This window comes from Acinetobacter sp. 742879, from assembly GCF_000588535.1.
Classification (GTDB): domain Bacteria; phylum Pseudomonadota; class Gammaproteobacteria; order Pseudomonadales; family Moraxellaceae; genus Acinetobacter; species Acinetobacter pittii.
Window position 1 is genome coordinate 55026 of sequence record NZ_JFYC01000010.1, and the last position, 17295, is coordinate 72320.

Sequence of the window (17295 nt, forward strand, 5' to 3'; positions counted from 1 at the left end):
ATGATCAAAAAAGCAGTTTTACCCGTAGCCGGTCTAGGCACACGTTTTTTACCAGCAAGTAAGTCAATTCCAAAGGAAATGGTGACTGTTGTTGACCGTCCAGCCATTGAATATGTAGTGCGTGAGGCAGTTGAAGCAGGAATTGAGCAAATTATTTTGGTCACTCACTCTTCAAAAGCGTCAATTGAAAATTATTTTGACCGAAACTTTGAATTAGAAACAACATTAGAGCAAAAAAAGAAATTTGATTTACTTGCAGAAATTACCCAAATTGTTCCACCTCATGTGAGTGTTGTAAGTGTAAGACAACCTCAGCCTTTAGGGTTAGGACATGCGGTTTTATGTGCAAAGAGTATTGTTGGTCAAGATGATTTTGCTGTGTTATTACCAGATGTGTTGGTAAAAGACGACTCGGGGCGAAATGATTTAACCCGTATGATTGCACGTTATGATGCCAGCCAAGCCGCACAGATTATGGTAGAAGCTGTACCTGATAACCTTGTTGATCAATATGGGATTGTAGATGTAGCGCATAGCCCTAATGAGGGTGAAAGCGTTGCCATGCAAGGTATTGTCGAAAAACCTAATGTTGGTTCTGCACCTTCAAATCTTTCTGTAGTGGGTCGCTATATATTACCTGCAAAAATTATGCAACTTTTGGAAAACACGCCAAAAGGTGCAGGTAATGAAATTCAGTTAACAGATGCGATTGCGATGTTACAAGAAACAGATATTGTTGAAGCCTATCGTATGCAAGGCCAAACTTTTGACTGCGGTAGTAAGCTTGGTTATTTAAAAGCTGTATTACATTATGGCATTCAACATCCTAAATTAGGGTCAGAATTTAAACAGTTAATTCAAGAACTTAAGTTGTAGTATTGTGTAGTTCTACTTAAGCATTTGTAAAAACTGCTGAATATAATAAACAATCAATATATTCTCTTCCCTTAACGGGAAGAGAAATCTATAGAATATTAAAAAAACAGGTGTGCAATGAAAATCGCAGTGTTTGGAACCACCTTACACGCTGGTGTAATGGCAGCATTACTAGCTGAATATGGCAATCAGATTTATTGGTGCACAAGTGTCACCTGCGAAGAAAATATTTCTGTACTTTCCTATCAAGATCAAGAAGTTAATAACTATTTAAATAAACAAAGAAGATCGGGTTTTCTACAAGAAAGTCCTTTTTCTGCTATTCCTCTTGATGTTGAGGTTTATTTATTCTGTTTTAGCCCTACACAAATTCAGCTTGCTTTAAATACAGTTGAGAAGTTAAGTCAACGTCCTATTGTTCATCCTCGTTTAATGGTAAATGGTTCTACATTTGGCTTACATGGAACTGATCAGTTAAAACAATATTTACCAAAAGACGAGTGGGTCTATTTCCCTGATGTAATACAAGAGGGGAATGCCATTAATAGTGTATTGAATGTAAAGCATGTCATTGTTGGTGTTGAGTCCAATCATGCACGGGATACAATGCAAGAGTTGTTACGCCCATTTTTCCGTTTTAGTTATCAATACTTATTTATGCCGATCTTGGATGCTGAGTTTACTAAACTTAGTATTTCTGGCATGTTGGCGACCCGCATTAGTTATATGAATGACTTAGCTATGGTGGCAGAGAAACTCGGTATTGATATCGCCAACGTAAAGCATGGTATTGCGGCTGATACACGTATTGGTGCGGCTTACTTGTCCGCTGGAGTTGGTTTTGGCGGTGAAAATTTTTCGCATGATATTTTAACCCTTTCGAGTACTGTTTCTGAAACTGGGGCGAAAAGTCGACTGTTAGAGCAGGTATGGGCGATTAACGAACAACAAAAAGAAATTTTATTCCGTAAGCTGTGGAATTATTATCATTGTAATTTGAATGGTAAAACCGTGGCTATTTGGGGTGCATCCTTCAAAGAAAATACCTCAAGCATACATAACTCGCCAATTCATATTTTATTAGCTGCATTGTGGGCGCAAGGTGTCACAGTACGTTTGCATGATCCTCAAGCATTAGATGAAATTGCCGCTACATATGGTGAACGTAAGGATTTAATACTGTGTACTGATCAATATGAGGCTGCTCGAGGCGCACATGCCTTATGTTTGGTTACCGCATGGAAACAGTACTGGAGTCCTGACTTTAAGCAGTTACAACAATTGATGCAACATCCTTTAATTTTGGATGGGCGTAATATTTATGACCCAGCATATGTAAAGGCTAAGGGCTTTGCTTATGAAGGAGTAGGTCGTTTATGAGTAAATCTATCGAGAAATTTCCTAAAGAGTTGGTTTCACCTTTACTAAAATTACAGTTAATGGGTGAGAAAAATTCAAAGTTACACATAAAAGAATTGTTCGCTTCAGAACCAGATCGCTTTCAACAATATTCTATAAAATTTGATCCATTAGTTTTTGATTATAGTAAGCATCGTGTTACTAAAGACATTTTGGAACAATTGACTGCTCTTGCGAAAACTAAACAATTAAATCAATGGATTGAACGTCTTTTTTCACAAGATAAAGTAAATTGTACAGAGCAACGTGCAGCAATGCATTGGGCACTACGCTTACCAGTTAGCTATTCGAAGTTTCCAGAGTTAACGGCTCAAGTCCATAGCCAGTTACAACGTATGTATGCCTTAGTGGAAAAGATTCATGCTGGTCAATATCGCGGTGCAACCGGTGAAGTGATTCAAGATGTTGTGAACATTGGTGTGGGTGGTTCTGATTTAGGGCCACAAATGGTCACGCATGCGTTGTCAGATTTTAAAGTGAAAACGGCTAAACCTTTAAATGTTCACTTTGTATCGACTATGGATGGTAGTCAGTTGTCGGAGTTACTCCACCAACTTCGTCCAGAAACAACACTATTTATTATTTCTTCAAAATCTTTTGGAACGATTGATACTTTATCAAATGCCCAAACCGTACGTCAGTGGCTTGAAAAAACTTTGGGAACACATGCCCGAGTTTTAAAAAGTCATTTTGTTGGAGTATCAACAAAAGCAGATAAAATGACTGAATGGGGGATTGCCCCAGAAAATCAATTACTGCTTTGGGACTGGGTAGGTGGCCGTTACTCATTGTGGTCATGCATTGGTTTACCTATTGCGTTGAGTATCGGGGTTGAAGGTTTTCAGCAACTCTTAGCTGGTGCTCATGCAATAGATGAACATTTTCAAAATACAAGTTATGAGCAAAATATTCCTGTTTTAATGGGATTATTAGGCGTTTGGAACAATAATTTTTTAAATATTCAAACACATGCCGTATTGCCTTATGATGGTCGATTAAAGTATTTCGCTGCTTATTTACAGCAGCTTGAAATGGAATCTAATGGTAAATCGGTACAACGTGACGGTCAAAAAGTCGAACTCGATACGTGCCCAATTGTATGGGGTGAAGTTGGACCAAATGCTCAACATGCCTTCTATCAGTTATTACATCAGGGAACTCAAGCAGTCAGCTGTGACTTTATTGCCCCAGTCCAACGCTATAACGCTGACCATTTTACCTATGTTGAAAATGCAGACGCTTTAGTCGAACAGCATCATCTTGCATTATCGAATTGTTTGGCTCAATCAAGATTATTGGCCTTTGGTAATGACGCTTTAGACTCAACTGAATTAGAAAAACTGCCGATTTACAAGCAATATGAAGGTAACCAACCGAGTTCGACCTTATTATTGAAAGAGTTAAATCCGTATAGTTTGGGAATGTTAATTGCTTTATATGAGCATAAAGTTTTTGTGCAGTCCGTAATTTGGAATATTAACCCGTTTGATCAATGGGGTGTCGAAAAAGGCAAACAGATTGCTGATCAGCTATTACCTATTTTAAATGGGGTTCAAAATGATCTTTCATCATTAGATGCCTCAACACGTGGATTAATTAAAATATTATTAGGAAAAGTAGATGGCTAAAATCCTAGTTGCTGGTGGAGCTGGTTATATTGGTTCACACACCTGTGTAGAGCTTTTAAATGCCGGTCATGAAGTTATTGTTTTTGATAATCTATCAAACAGCTCAGAAGAATCATTAACGAGAGTTCAGGATATCACACAAAAGAGTTTAGCTTTTGTGCAGGGCGATATTCGTAATGCACATGAACTTGATCGTGTATTTCAGGATCATTCAATTGATGCTGTGATTCACTTCGCAGGTTTAAAAGCAGTAGGTGAAAGTCAGGAAAAACCACTGATTTATTTTGATAATAATATTGCTGGTAGTATTCAACTGGTTAAGTCGATGGAAAAGGCAGGTGTCTATACGCTTGTGTTTAGTTCTTCTGCGACAGTATATGATGAGACCAATATATCTCCATTAAATGAAGATATGCCAACAGGTATGCCAAGTAATAACTATGGTTATACTAAACTGATAGTTGAGCAATTATTACAAAAGCTATCAGATTCAAATTCTAAATGGTCGATAGCTTTACTACGCTATTTTAACCCAGTTGGTGCACATAAGAGTGGCCGTATTGGTGAAGACCCACAAGGTATTCCAAATAATTTAATGCCATATGTGACTCAAGTTGCTGTGGGGCGCCGTGAGAAACTATCTATTTATGGTAATGATTACGATACAGTAGATGGTACAGGTGTGCGAGATTATATCCATGTTGTTGACTTGGCGAATGCACATTTATGTGCTTTAAATAACCGATTAGAAGCGACAGGTTGCCGTGCATGGAATATTGGTACAGGTAACGGTTCATCTGTTTTACAAGTTAAAAATACATTTGAACAAGTGAATGGTGTACCTGTTACTTTTGAGTTTGCTCCACGTAGAGCAGGGGATGTTGCGACTTCTTTTGCGGACAATACTCGCGCAGTTGCTGAATTAGGTTGGAAACCTCAATATGGTTTAGAGGATATGCTTAAAGATAGTTGGAATTGGCAAAAGCAGAACCCGAGAGGATTTAATTAAGAATATATTTATTTCGGTTAAGAAAAATTTATTCTTATAATTAGTATCTAATATGAAAGGGTAAATGAGATTGAAATATTAATTTACCCTTTTAAATATATTTATTTTTTTGTAAGATTTTTGCTGTAATTTATAAAAGGCAGTTCAATTCTTCTATAAAAAAATATTGAACATAAACATATAAAAGTCCAAGTGAAAAAACTTAAAATATAATATAAAATTGAATTATTAAATATTTTTAAAGAATAGCATGCTGTATTTAGTAAAAACCAAAATATACCATGTATTAAATAAATACTGTAGCTAGCGTCCCCAAGTAATCGGAACCCATAATTAGTTAATAATCCAAACCAATTTGCTCCTAAGACGATTGAAAAAAATAATAATGCATATAATATAGGTAATAAATACTTTATTTTCAAAATAAAAAAATGATCGGTATTTGAGCCTATCAAGAAACATGCCATTAGTAAAGCTAAAGATATAATATTTAGATTTGTTTTTTTAATTCTAATTTTATTTGATATACGAGCTTTTATAATTTTCTTAGATATAAATCCAATAGTAAAATACCAAGAAAAAAGGATAATTTGGATATAGCTTGGTTTTTTAAAATATATTAAAATATATGTTAGGATTAAAAAAATAATTAAATATATTATTGTATTTTTAATATTATCTTTTTTAAATAAAATAGATAGTAAGGGTAATGAAAAATAAAATAGCCATTCCCATTGTAGTGACCAAGTAACACCCGCATTAATTGAACTGGAGAAATGAAAATTATTAAAGTTAGGTCTAAAATTAAATAAACCTGCATCAAGCCAAAATAATAATTTAATAAAATCAGTAATCCCAAACAATATAATAGAGATAATAATGCAGATTAGAGATGATATATAGGCCATAGGGGCAATTCTAAAAAATCTTTTTATATAAAAGTCTTTCCAATTATTTTTCTTAAAGGGTATTTCTGCAAAAAGATAGCCAGAAATGATAAAAAATACGGCTACTCCAAAACCACCAATATAGTTCTCAAAAGATATAGTATGAGACCATTCACCATATTTAAAAAAATTTATAGATAGGTAACTATGATGGAATGCTACAAAACTTGCTAAGAAATAGCGAAAACCATCTAGGTTATTTTCTCTACTCAGCATTGATTCATTAATTTCAATTGAATTTTTAAAAAAAATATTTATTATAAAACCCATGGAAAGAATACAAAAAAATATCCATATAAATTCAAGCATTTTTTACTCATATATAAAATAGGTTTGATAATCTATTATACTACATTAAATAAATTTTTATTAAAAAACTTGCTGGACTGTGAGCTTTTATTTTTTAAGTGTATTTAATTAATTTGTATATTAAATTAATGTGAAGGTCTATTTTAAGGATTATAAGATTTAATTATTTTATTAATATAATTCGTTCTAATTATAAAATAAATTTATATTTATAAGCTTAAAAATAAATAAGATAGAAATAATGATTTATATATAATTATTCAAAAAGAGATGGAAAAATAATTTTCCATCTCTGGTGTGTAGAAATTATTAAGACTGAATTAATCCAGTCAACTCATCTACATAATGTTGCATTGGCTGAGCTTGGCGATCGGCACGGCTTTCAATGTTGAGACGTAGTAAAGGCTCAGTGTTTGAAGCACGCACATTAAAGCGCCATGCGCCAAAATCGAGGCTTACACCATCGGTACGATCAATTTGTGGATCTTGCTCGGCATAGAAGTCGAAAATCTTTTGAATCGTAGTTTGCGTATCGGCTACTTTAAAGTTGATTTCACCACTACAAGGGAACTTGGCAATCATATTTTCAACGAGTGTTGAGAGAGATTGTCCTGTTTCAGAGAGTAGAGCAATGGTGAGTAACCAGGGAATCATACCACTGTCACAGTAAGCAAAATCACGGAAATAGTGGTGAGCACTCATTTCACCGCCGTATACGGCATTGTGTTCACGCATAACATCTTTAATAAATGCATGCCCCGATTTTGACTGTACAGCAACACCTTTATATTCGTCGACGATATCAAATGTGTTCCACACTAAACGTGGGTCATGCACAATTTTTTCGCCTGACTGTTTGATTAAGAAAGCTTGAGCCAATAGACCAACAATATAGTAGCCCTCAATGAATTGTCCTTTTTCATCGAACAGGAAACAGCGGTCAAAGTCGCCGTCCCATGCAATACCCATATCTGCTTTATGCTCAAGAACAGCATTTCGGGTACTGTCACGGTTTTCAATTAAAATTGGGTTAGGGATCCCATTTGGGAAAGTACCATCTGCTTCATGATGAATTTTAATAAATTCAACCGGTACATTAAGCGCTTTAAATTTTTCTTCCATGGCATCAATCACATGACCAGCTGCACCATTACCTGCGTTTACCACCAATTTAAGGGGGCGGATTTTTGCAGGTTCGATATAGGTAATTAAGTGATCAACGAACTCGGGCAAGATGTTGTAGCTTTGAGTTGTGCCTTTTTGGTTAGCTTCTTCAAAATTATTGCTTTCTGCTAAAGCCTGAATTTCTTTTAAACCTGTATCTGCACTAATTGGACGAGCATTTTCTCGAACCAATTTCATACCGTTATAGTCCATTGGGTTATGACTAGCAGTAACTTCAATTCCACCTTGTACATCTAAATGAAAAGCTGCGAAGTAAACTTCTTCAGTACCCGTCATGCCTAAATCAAGCACATTCACACCCGCATCATTTAAACCACGGATGGTCGCTTGTTTTAAAGCCTCACTGCTTAGACGAATATCACAACCTACAACCACGGTCTTTGGTTTATAGATTTGTCCATATGCGCGGCCAATTTTATAGGCGATTTCTTCATTCAATTCGGTGCCGAGTTTACCTCGGATATCATAAGCTTTAAAACACGTTAAAGTAGTCATTATTCAATTCAATACAAGTGGTTTGAGTTGTGTGCACATTATACATAGATCATTAAATGGTTATGTTTATAGTTTTTATACTGAAATTTTTCACTTCATTTCTATAGACCTGATCTAAATTTATAAAAAAGCTTTTTTACGACTTTAGTCTAATAATTAAATTCAAAAGTTTGAAATGTCTTGATTTTACTTGTTACTATTGGTCTTACCAATTATGGTGATTATTTAATGATTGATCTTGCCAGCATCTGTGTTTATGATGCGGTCTGTGGTTTAAGGAACAACATTTGCACTTAATTTTTAATTGGTCATACCAATTGTGTTAAATGTTTAAGAATTTAAGGTACAAAAATTCGCCCCGGCATTTCAAGGAGATGACAATGCTCAATATGTGGCAACAACTTTATGACCCTTTAAATAATATTTGGCTGTCCAGTGCGGTTGCATTAATCCCGATTATTTTCTTCTTTTTAGCATTAGCAGTTTTTCGTTTAAAAGGCAGTATTGCGGGTACAGGTACAGTCATTATTGCATTATTGATTGCACTATTTTTCTATCAAATGCCGGGTCAAATGGCCTTTGCGTCAATCATTTACGGTTTCTTCTACGGTCTATGGCCAATTTCATGGATCATTATCGGGGCAGTTTTTCTATACAAAATTTCGGTAAAAACAGGCCAGTTTGAGATTATTCGCTCAAGCATTTTGTCGATTACCGAAGACCAACGTCTGCAAATGCTATTGGTTGGTTTTGCATTCGGTACTTTCCTTGAAGGGGCGGCGGGGTTTGGTGCTCCTGTAGCAATTACCGCTGCACTCCTTGTTGGTTTAGGCTTTAAGCCACTTTACGCTGCTGGTTTATGTTTAATTGTAAATACGGCGCCAGTGGCATTTGGTGCAATGGGTATTCCAATTATTGTGGCGGGGCAGGTTTCTGGTGTAGACACCATGGAAATTAGCCAAATGGTGGGTCGTCAGTTGCCGTTTTTAACGCTGATCGTGCTGTTCTGGATTATGGCGATTATGGATGGCTGGCGTGGTGTTAAAGAAACTTGGCCTGCAGTGTTAGTCGGTGGTGGCGCTTTTGCGATTGCTCAATATCTTACATCTAACTTCATTGGTCCAGAGTTACCAGACATTACCGCAGCAATTGCGTCATTAGTGAGCTTAACTTTACTGTTCCGTGTTTGGAAACCAAAACATATTTTCCGTTTTGAACCTGAAGCGGGTCAGAATTTGACTCAGCAACCTACCACGGTTCAACGTTATAGCATTGGCAAAATTGTGAAGGCATGGTCTCCATTTGCCATCTTAACCGTGATGGTCACCATCTGGAGCATTAAGCCATTTAAAGCATTATTTGCAAAAGATAGTGCTCTTGAACACTGGATTTTTAAACTTGAAGTACCGTATTTGCATAAATTGGTCGAAAAAATGCCGCCAATTGTGGCAGAGATAAAGCCATACGAAGCGATTTATAAGTTTGACTGGTTCTCTGCAACAGGTACTGCAATTTTTATTGCCGCAATCATCACTGCTATTTTCTTAAAAATGAAAGCAAGTGAGGCAGTTACAACCTTTGGTGAAACACTCAATGAGCTAAAAACACCGATTTATTCAATTGGTATGGTGTTGGCTTTTGCTTTTATTGCGAACTATTCAGGTTTATCTGCAACTTTAGCTTTGGCTCTATCGCATACGGGGCATGCGTTTACTTTCTTCTCACCATTTTTGGGCTGGCTTGGTGTATTCCTTACGGGTTCAGATACCTCTTCAAACGCTTTGTTCTCGGCTCTACAGGCGACCACAGCTCAGCAAATCGGTATTCCCGAAGTATTGTTGGTGGCTGCTAATACCAGCGGTGGTGTGACAGGTAAAATGATTTCTCCGCAGTCGATTGCGATTGCTTGTGCTGCGGTAGGCTTAGTTGGAAAAGAGTCTGACTTGTTCCGTTTCACGGTAAAACATAGCATCATATTCACTGTCTTTGTTGGCATCATTATTACGGTTCAGGCTTATCTTGTTCCGTGGATGATTCCATAACTCCAGTGAAGGAAACGCGATGAGAATCTCCGATCAAGTGGTCATGAAATTGCAGGCATTAATTGAAGAACGTCACATGAAAAAAGGTGACCGTTTGCCCGCCGAACGCCAGCTTGCAAATAGCTTAGGAGTTTCTCGTCCGTCTTTGCGTGAAGCAATTCAACAGCTCAATAGTCAAGGGGTGCTCAGTAGCCGCCGTGGCGATGGGACTTATATTCAGCAGTTACCTGAACAGTGGCCACAGCAACTCATTGTGAACCCAATTAGTAACCTGATTGAAGAAGATCCGCTGTACCGTTTTGATGTGCAAGAGGCGCGGTTACTACTTGAAGGTGGTACGGCATGGTATGCCGCATTGCGCTCAACGCCTGAAGATCGCGCCAAAATCCATCATTATTTTAATGAAATTAGTCGCCATCAAAATGCAGGTGACTCAGCACAGGCTGCGGTGGCCGATGCTGAATTCCACTTAGCGATTGCTGAAGCATCTCACAATGTGGTGCTGATTCAAATGATGCGTAGCTTGTTTGATTTGTTGCAATACAACGTTTTGTTAGGACGTAAAAAAGTTTATAACGATCCCGTAAATGGTGACTTGCTGAGCGAGCAGCATTTTCAGGTAATGGATGCTATTGATCGTAAAGATCCCGAGGCCGCACGCCAAGCTGTCTGCGGTCATATTGAATTTGTGATTAATCATGTGCGTTCTCTGGATGAAGATGAAGCTCGCCAGAAACGTGCAAACCGTTTAAATAGAGTTGATTCAAAATGATTATTTCTTCTGGTAATGATTATCGTGCTGCGGCACAACGTCGCTTACCCCCATTTTTATTTCACTATATTGATGGTGGAGCGTATGCGGAATATACCTTAAAGCGTAACGTACAAGATTTGTCAGAAATTGCATTGCGTCAGCGTGTGCTGAATGACATGTCCGCGTTGAGTTTAGAGACAAAACTGTTTAATGAAACGCTGTCGATGCCAGTTGCCTTGGCGCCTGTGGGTTTAACAGGTATGTATGCACGCCGTGGTGAAGTACAAGCCGCAATGGCAGCCGATAAAAAGGGTATTCCATTTACGCTTTCAACGGTTTCTGTTTGTCCGATTGAGGAAGTTGCACCTGCAATTAACCGTCCAATGTGGTTTCAGCTTTATGTATTACGTGACCGTGGTTTTATGCGTAATGCTTTGGAACGTGCAAAAGCGGCGGGTTGTTCAACACTGGTATTTACCGTAGATATGCCTGTACCAGGTGCACGTTATCGTGATGCTCATTCGGGTATGAGTGGGCCAAATGCTGCGATGCGTCGTTATATGCAGTCAGTGTTTCATCCGCATTGGTCATGGAATGTGGGTTTAATGGGTCGTCCGCACGACTTGGGAAATATCTCTAAATATTTAGGTAAGCCGACTGGGCTTGAAGACTATATTGGCTGGTTAGGCTCGAACTTTGACCCATCAATTTCATGGAAGGACCTTGAGTGGATTCGTGAGTTTTGGGATGGCCCAATGGTGATTAAAGGTATTTTAGATCCTGAAGATGCCAAAGATGCTGTGCGTTTTGGTGCAGATGGGATTGTAGTGTCGAATCACGGCGGTCGTCAGTTAGATGGCGTGATGTCGTCTGCTCGAGCATTACCTGCAATTGCTGATGCAGTGAAAGGTGATTTGGCGATTTTGGCTGACTCAGGCATTCGTAATGGTTTAGATGTGGTGCGTATGTTAGCGCTCGGTGCCGATACGGTTTTACTTGGCCGTGCGTTTGTGTATGCCTTGGCAGCAGCAGGTGGACAAGGGGTCTCGAACTTACTTGATTTGATCGATAAAGAAATGCGTGTTGCGATGACGCTGACAGGTGCTAAGTCGATTTCGGATATTAATGCGGATTGTTTAGTACAGGCGATGAAGCAAGGTTTTTAAGAAATAATTTTTAAGTGAAGCAGTAAGCACAGCCTCAAAATTTGATGATTTGCTAATGTTTTGCGTATAGGCATTTGTCACTTTTGAAAGGTCAAAAGTAACCAAAAACCTTTTGTTGAGCAAACCGCACTTCCTTGTACAGTTGCTCAACAGGCGGCATCCCTGCCGCCAACCACGATAGTAAATATAGGGCTGATTCCCATTAGAGAATGAGCTAATTAAATTATAAATTACAAACGGTAAGATCCCGTCGTGTTGGTCTAATTTGATAAATGGATGACCAAAAGGAAACCATCATGCAAACATTTTCTCCTCAAGCAGTGATCGAACGCTTACAAAATATTGTAGGGCGTTCTTATGTTTTGACCGATGACCAAAGTACGCGTCAATATCGTCAAGGTCGTCGTTTTGGTGAGGGGAAAGTACTTGCTGTGGTGGTGCCGGGTACCTTGCTAGAGCAATGGCAAGTGTTGCAGGCTGCAATTGATGCAGACTGTATTGTGATTATGCAGGCAGCAAATACAGGACTCACTGGTGGTTCAACGCCATATGGCGATGATTATGATCGTCCTGTGTTGGTCATGAGTACGCGCCGATTAAAGGGCATTCAGGTCATTCATGACGGTAAGCAAGTGATTTGTTTACCGGGTGCGACCTTAGATAATTTAGAGCAAATTTTAAAGGGCTATGACCGTGAACCTCATTCGGTGATTGGTTCATCTTGTATTGGGGCATCAGTACTAGGCGGTGTGTGTAATAACTCGGGCGGTGCATTGGTACGCCGTGGACCTGCGTATACTGAACTGGCGTTATATGCTCAGGTGAACGCTACTGGTCAGTTAGAACTGGTGAACCATTTAGGGGTGAATTTAGGCTCGACTACTGAAGAGATTTTGACTCGTTTAGAGAAACAGCAATACCAAGCCACAGATATTTTAGATGATAGTGAAAAGCAGGCATCTGACCATCGCTATGCGCATGATGTGACGCAAGTTGATGAAGATACGCCTGCTCGGTTTAATGCAGACCCGTCACGTTTGTTTGAAGCATCGGGTTCGGCTGGGAAAGTCTGTGTGTTTGCGGTACGCCTTGATACCTATGAAAAAGTAGAGAGCAATGTTTTTTATATTGGTACTAATGATGCCGATGACTTAACAGCGATTCGTCGTTACTTACTGCCCTCACTGCCAAGCCTGCCGATTGCGGGTGAATATATTCACCGAGATGCTTACCTGATTGGTGAAAAGTATGGAAAAGACACATTCTTATTTATTGAGAAATTTGGCACAGCCAATGTTCCAAAAGCTTTTGCGATGAAAGATAAAGTCGATGGCTTTTTAGAAAGATTCAAAATTAAAGGCTTAACGGATCATATTTTACAAGCGATTACCTTCTTTTTACCGAGCCATTTGCCGAAGCGTATGACCGAATATCGAGATCGTTATGAGCACCATTTAGTGCTGCGTGTTGAAAATAATTCAAAAGCTCAAACCGAGCAGTTTTTAAAAGAATATTTTGCAGTGCATCAGTCAGGTAGCTATTTCGTATGTAGCGAAGAGGAAGGCCGAAAGGCCTTCTTGCACCGCTTTGCGATTGCGGGGGCGGCAATTCGTTATCGTGATACGCACCGTAGTGAAGTTGAAGATATTGTAGCGCTTGATATTGCGTTACGTCGTAATGACCGCGAATGGGTAGAGCAACTACCAGCCGAGATGGAAAACAAAATTCTCCATAAACTCTATTATGGGCATTTCTTTTGTCATGTGTTCCATCAAGACTATATTCTTAAAAAGGGCAATGACCCTTTAGAAATGGAACATCAAATGTGGAAATTACTCGATGCGCGCCGTGCTGAATATCCAGCAGAGCATAATGTTGGGCACCTTTACATTGCCAAGCCTGCCTTAGCGAATTTCTATCAAAAACTCGACCCAACCAACAGCTTTAATGTGGGGATTGGACATACCTCAAAACTGAAATATTGGGGCAAGGCTAAATCGTAATATCGAGACATAAAAAAAGGCGCCGAAGCGCCTTTTTTTATAGATGTATTATGCCGCTTCTGTTGATTTAGCAAGTACTTCTGCAACTGCTTTAGCAACAGTGTAAACATTGTTCATGTTTAAACCTGCTACACAAATACGGCCACTACGTACTAAGTAGATTGCATATTCTTCACGCAAGATATCCACTTGCTCAGCAGTTAAACCTGTGTAACTGAACATACCTTTTTGGTTTACAAGGTAGCTAAAGTCACGGTCTGGTAATGCTTTAGTAAGTTCGTCTTTCAAGATGCTACGCATTTTAATAATACGCTCACGCATCTCTTTCACTTCACCTTGCCATTGTTGGTTAAGTTCAGCGTCATTTAACACTTCATCAACTAACCAAGCACCTGTTGTAGGAGGGCTAGAGTAAATACGGCGTACAGTTGCTTTTAACTGACCGAATGTGCACTGAGCAGCTTCTGCATCGTCACATACGAAAGTTAAGCCGCCAACGCGCTCGCCATATAAAGAGAAGATTTTAGAGAACGAGTTGCTCACAATGAAGTTTAGACCTGCTTGGTCTAAAGCACGGATTGCATACGCATCTTCTTCCATACCGTCACCAAAACCTTGGTAAGCGATGTCTAGGAATGGAATAAGGTTACGGTCTTTTAATACTGCAATCACTTGGTCCCATTGCGCTGGGTTTAAGTCAGCACCCGTTGGGTTATGGCAGCATGGGTGCAACAACACAATGCTTTGCTCAGGCAAAGTTTTAAGTGTTGAAAGCATACCGTCAAAATCTACACCACGCGTTTCGTTATCGAAATATGGGTAGAAATGAGTCTTGATGCCAGCGCCATTGAAAATCGCAACGTGGTTATCCCAAGTTGGTTGGCTTACCCAAACGTCTGAATTTGGGAAATAAGTTTTTAAGAAATCCGCACCAACTTTCAATGCACCTGAACCACCAAGTGTTTGGATGGTTACAGCACGGCCAGCTTTAACTGCTGGACTGTTTGCACCAAATAAAAGTGCTTGAATTGCTTCACGGTAAGGTTTGAAGCCTTCCATTGGCAAATAAAGTTTGGTTTTACCGTTTTTAGGCTCGATACGCTTTTGCGCTTCAATAATGGTCTCTAACTGAGGAACAATGCTGTCTTCGTTATAGTAAAGACCAATACTCAAGTTTACTTTTCCAGAACGAGTATCAGCATTGAACTGTTCCATTAAAGAGAGGATTGGATCGCCTGCGTATGGGGGGATATGTTGAAACATCAAAAAAGTCCTTTCATTCAACAATATGCATAGTGCTGGGTTTTTTCTGTCTCGAAAAATACGCCACAACTATGTCGATGCTCAATAATGTATCAATAAAGCTACCGTGAAGCACCTGATAATTTCACTAATATCGATATTTTCTGGATGAAAATGATAAAAAGATTTAAAAGAAATTACGGTAAATAGATACTAATTTATAACTCATGCTTTCATTCAAACAGATTGTCTACAATCTTGCTGTAATACATTGGTTGTAGACTAAAGTTTGAAACAAAAGATTAGCGGTCGAAAAGCAAGTGAGAAATAGTCATAAAACCATGGATAAAATAACCCTAAACAATTGTTTTATAAATATTAAATAGTAAGTGAGGTAATGCTTTAAATATAAGGTGAAATGTCAGTCCTAACGATAAAAATTGACCTGATGCGTTCTGTAAAGTGTCAACAATCACCTTGATTTTTTTCATTCATACCGCTATAAAACTCATAATTGATTAAAAATTGTCGACAATATGCAAGATTTGACCTTCGCACCAGAGCCATTACAAAGTCAGGGAAGAACACTGACCGAGAATGTATTTAAGCAAATACAGACGGCGATTGTTTTGGGTCAAATTCCGGCAGGCAGCAAGATTTCCGAGCCTGAACTGGCACGCACTTACGGCATTAGTCGTGGGCCTTTGCGTGAAGCAATTCATCGCCTTGAAGGTCAACGTTTGGTTGAGCGCACAGCTCATGTGGGCGCGCGCGTGGTTTCGCTCTCACTGCAACAGTTTAAAGAGCTTTACCAGATTCGTGCATCTTTAGAAGGTTTGGCCTGCAAACTTGCTGCTCAGCATATTGATAAAAAGCAAATTTTGGCGCTGCGTGATGTTTTACGTATGCATGCCGAAGATGAAAACTTTAAAGCAGGTAAGGGATATTACTTGCAAGAAGGGCAGGACGATTTTCACTACTGCATTATCAAAAGTAGTGGCAATAAAACGCTAGAAAAAATGCTATGTGATGAGCTTTATCACCTCATCCGTATGTACCGAATTCAGTTTTCAAACACACCCGATCGACCGAGCAAAGCTTGGGACGAACATATCCGTATTTTAGATGCAATTGCAGAAGGCGATGGTGAACTTGCCGAGCTGCTCATGCATCGACATATCAATGCTTCTTACAAAATTATTGAGCAAACACTGCTACAAGCACAAGGAGAACATAACAATGGCTAAACAATCCGCAGGTCAGCTATTTCGCGATGCAGTAGCCCAAGAAAAGCCATTACAAGTGGTTGGAACCATCAATGCCAATCATGCACTTTTGGCAAAACGTGCAGGTTATAAAGCGATTTACTTATCAGGTGGTGGTGTAGCCGCTGGTTCTTTAGGCTTACCTGATTTGGGAATTAGTAACCTTGATGATGTGTTGACAGACGTACGCCGTATTACTGATGTATGTGATCTTCCATTATTAGTCGATGCCGACACAGGTTTTGGTGCTTCTGCATTTAATATTGCGCGTACTACAAAAGCACTGATCAAGTTTGGTGCTGCGGCAATGCACATTGAAGACCAAGTAGGCGCAAAACGTTGTGGACACCGCCCGAACAAAGCCATTGTGACTCAAGAAGAAATGGTTGACCGTATTAAAGCAGCGGTTGATGCGCGTGGTGATGACAGCTTCGTGATTATGGCACGTACAGATGCATTGGCAGTAGATGGCTTGCAAGCTGCAATTGACCGTGCGGGTGCCTACATTGAAGCGGGTGCAGACATGTTGTTCCCTGAAGCAATTACCGAGCTTGATATGTACAAGCAATTTGCTCAGAAGACTGGCGCACCAATTTTGGCAAACATTACCGAGTTTGGGTCTACACCACTGTTTACCACTGAAGAGTTAGCATCTGCCGATGTAAGCCTTGCGCTTTATCCACTTTCTGCTTTCCGTGCCATGAACAAGGCAGCCGAAACTGTGTATGAAACCTTACGTAAAGAAGGCACGCAAAAGAACGTGATTGATATTATGCAGACGCGTAAAGAGTTATATGAACGCATTAATTACTACGCGTTTGAAGACTACTTAGACAATGCATTTGCTAAAAAGAAATAAACCAACCTTCTTTTAAAAGAAGGGGAAGCGATGGTCTTGGCTATCGTGAGGGCGGCATGGATGCCGCTACGTTGGACTGCGATATAGGGATATATC

13 protein-coding genes are annotated in these 17295 nt (G+C 39.2%); 10 read left to right on the forward strand and 3 right to left on the reverse strand.

Translation table 11 applies throughout. The features are described from left to right. From galU to galE, 4 genes are all read left to right on the forward strand, one after another. Complete coding sequence (gene galU / locus J690_RS16985; RefSeq protein ID WP_032037103.1) at positions 1-876, forward strand: UTP--glucose-1-phosphate uridylyltransferase GalU; 876 nt, start codon at positions 1-3, stop codon at positions 874-876. A 117-nt stretch (positions 877-993) separates the two neighbouring features. After that, positions 994-2256, forward strand: coding sequence for a nucleotide sugar dehydrogenase (locus tag J690_RS16990; RefSeq protein WP_032037105.1), 1263 nt, complete (start codon positions 994-996; stop codon positions 2254-2256). Next, on the forward strand, positions 2253-3923 hold the full coding sequence (gene pgi, locus J690_RS16995; RefSeq protein ID WP_032037106.1) for a glucose-6-phosphate isomerase: 1671 nt from the start codon (positions 2253-2255) through the stop codon (positions 3921-3923). Before J690_RS16990 ends, pgi begins: the two co-directional genes overlap by 4 nt. Continuing rightward, positions 3916-4932 (forward strand): UDP-glucose 4-epimerase GalE, encoded by a 1017-nt coding sequence (gene galE / locus J690_RS17000; RefSeq protein ID WP_032037108.1) that lies wholly within the window; start codon positions 3916-3918, stop codon positions 4930-4932. The genes pgi and galE overlap by 8 nt, the downstream gene beginning before the upstream one ends. Before the next feature lie 101 nt (positions 4933-5033). Here the strand turns inward: galE and J690_RS17005 are convergent, their stop codons facing one another. Together J690_RS17005 and J690_RS17010 are read right to left on the reverse strand one after the other, a co-directional pair. Beyond that, the gene (locus J690_RS17005; protein ID WP_032037110.1) at positions 5034-6188 is read right to left on the reverse strand and encodes an acyltransferase family protein; all 1155 of its coding nucleotides are present in this window, start codon (positions 6186-6188) and stop codon (positions 5034-5036) included. A gap of 309 nt (positions 6189-6497) precedes the next feature. Next, complete coding sequence (locus J690_RS17010; protein ID WP_032037112.1) at positions 6498-7868, reverse strand: phosphohexomutase domain-containing protein; 1371 nt, start codon at positions 7866-7868, stop codon at positions 6498-6500. A 374-nt stretch (positions 7869-8242) separates the two neighbouring features. On the opposite strand from J690_RS17010, the gene lldP reads away from it, so the two are divergent. The 4 genes from lldP (at position 8243) to dld (ending at position 13833) form a co-directional block, all read left to right on the forward strand. After that, the gene (lldP, locus tag J690_RS17015) at positions 8243-9910 is read left to right on the forward strand and encodes an L-lactate permease (RefSeq protein ID WP_171073740.1); all 1668 of its coding nucleotides are present in this window, start codon (positions 8243-8245) and stop codon (positions 9908-9910) included. 19 nt (positions 9911-9929) lie between these two features. After that, positions 9930-10682: a transcriptional regulator LldR gene (lldR, locus tag J690_RS17020; RefSeq protein WP_032037114.1), complete on the forward strand. Its 753-nt coding sequence runs from the start codon at positions 9930-9932 to the stop codon at positions 10680-10682. After that, a complete protein-coding gene (lldD, locus tag J690_RS17025) occupies positions 10679-11830 on the forward strand; it encodes an FMN-dependent L-lactate dehydrogenase LldD (protein WP_017725589.1) in 1152 nt (383 codons plus the stop codon). Before lldR ends, lldD begins: the two co-directional genes overlap by 4 nt. A gap of 296 nt (positions 11831-12126) precedes the next feature. Further along, complete coding sequence (gene dld / locus J690_RS17030) at positions 12127-13833, forward strand: D-lactate dehydrogenase (protein ID WP_032037116.1); 1707 nt, start codon at positions 12127-12129, stop codon at positions 13831-13833. Between the two features lie 48 nt (positions 13834-13881). Here the strand turns inward: dld and J690_RS17035 are convergent, their stop codons facing one another. Next, positions 13882-15096, reverse strand: coding sequence for an amino acid aminotransferase (locus tag J690_RS17035; RefSeq protein WP_013199242.1), 1215 nt, complete (start codon positions 15094-15096; stop codon positions 13882-13884). Positions 15097-15611: 515 nt separating this feature from the next. On the opposite strand from J690_RS17035, the gene J690_RS17040 reads away from it, so the two are divergent. Both J690_RS17040 and prpB read left to right on the forward strand, forming a co-directional pair. Continuing rightward, on the forward strand, positions 15612-16322 hold the full coding sequence (locus tag J690_RS17040; RefSeq protein ID WP_001153627.1) for a GntR family transcriptional regulator: 711 nt from the start codon (positions 15612-15614) through the stop codon (positions 16320-16322). Continuing rightward, positions 16315-17199, forward strand: coding sequence for a methylisocitrate lyase (gene prpB, locus J690_RS17045; RefSeq protein WP_005071840.1), 885 nt, complete (start codon positions 16315-16317; stop codon positions 17197-17199). The genes J690_RS17040 and prpB overlap by 8 nt, the downstream gene beginning before the upstream one ends. The last annotated feature ends 96 nt before the right edge of the window (positions 17200-17295 follow it).

What these genes read in the sequence shown, in the direction of transcription:
- galU (WP_032037103.1), top strand. Translation starts at nt 1, where the DNA reads ATGATCAAAAAAGCAGTTTTACCCGTAGCCGGTCTAGGCACACGTTTT.
- J690_RS16990 (WP_032037105.1), top strand. Translation starts at nt 994, where the DNA reads ATGAAAATCGCAGTGTTTGGAACCACCTTACACGCTGGTGTAATGGCA.
- pgi (WP_032037106.1), top strand. Translation starts at nt 2,253, where the DNA reads ATGAGTAAATCTATCGAGAAATTTCCTAAAGAGTTGGTTTCACCTTTA.
- galE (WP_032037108.1), top strand. Translation starts at nt 3,916, where the DNA reads ATGGCTAAAATCCTAGTTGCTGGTGGAGCTGGTTATATTGGTTCACAC.
- J690_RS17005 (WP_032037110.1), bottom strand. Translation starts at nt 6,188, where the DNA reads ATGCTTGAATTTATATGGATATTTTTTTGTATTCTTTCCATGGGTTTT.
- J690_RS17010 (WP_032037112.1), bottom strand. Translation starts at nt 7,868, where the DNA reads ATGACTACTTTAACGTGTTTTAAAGCTTATGATATCCGAGGTAAACTC.
- lldP (WP_171073740.1), top strand. Translation starts at nt 8,243, where the DNA reads ATGACAATGCTCAATATGTGGCAACAACTTTATGACCCTTTAAATAAT.
- lldR (WP_032037114.1), top strand. Translation starts at nt 9,930, where the DNA reads ATGAGAATCTCCGATCAAGTGGTCATGAAATTGCAGGCATTAATTGAA.
- lldD (WP_017725589.1), top strand. Translation starts at nt 10,679, where the DNA reads ATGATTATTTCTTCTGGTAATGATTATCGTGCTGCGGCACAACGTCGC.
- dld (WP_032037116.1), top strand. Translation starts at nt 12,127, where the DNA reads ATGCAAACATTTTCTCCTCAAGCAGTGATCGAACGCTTACAAAATATT.
- J690_RS17035 (WP_013199242.1), bottom strand. Translation starts at nt 15,096, where the DNA reads ATGTTTCAACATATCCCCCCATACGCAGGCGATCCAATCCTCTCTTTA.
- J690_RS17040 (WP_001153627.1), top strand. Translation starts at nt 15,612, where the DNA reads ATGCAAGATTTGACCTTCGCACCAGAGCCATTACAAAGTCAGGGAAGA.
- prpB (WP_005071840.1), top strand. Translation starts at nt 16,315, where the DNA reads ATGGCTAAACAATCCGCAGGTCAGCTATTTCGCGATGCAGTAGCCCAA.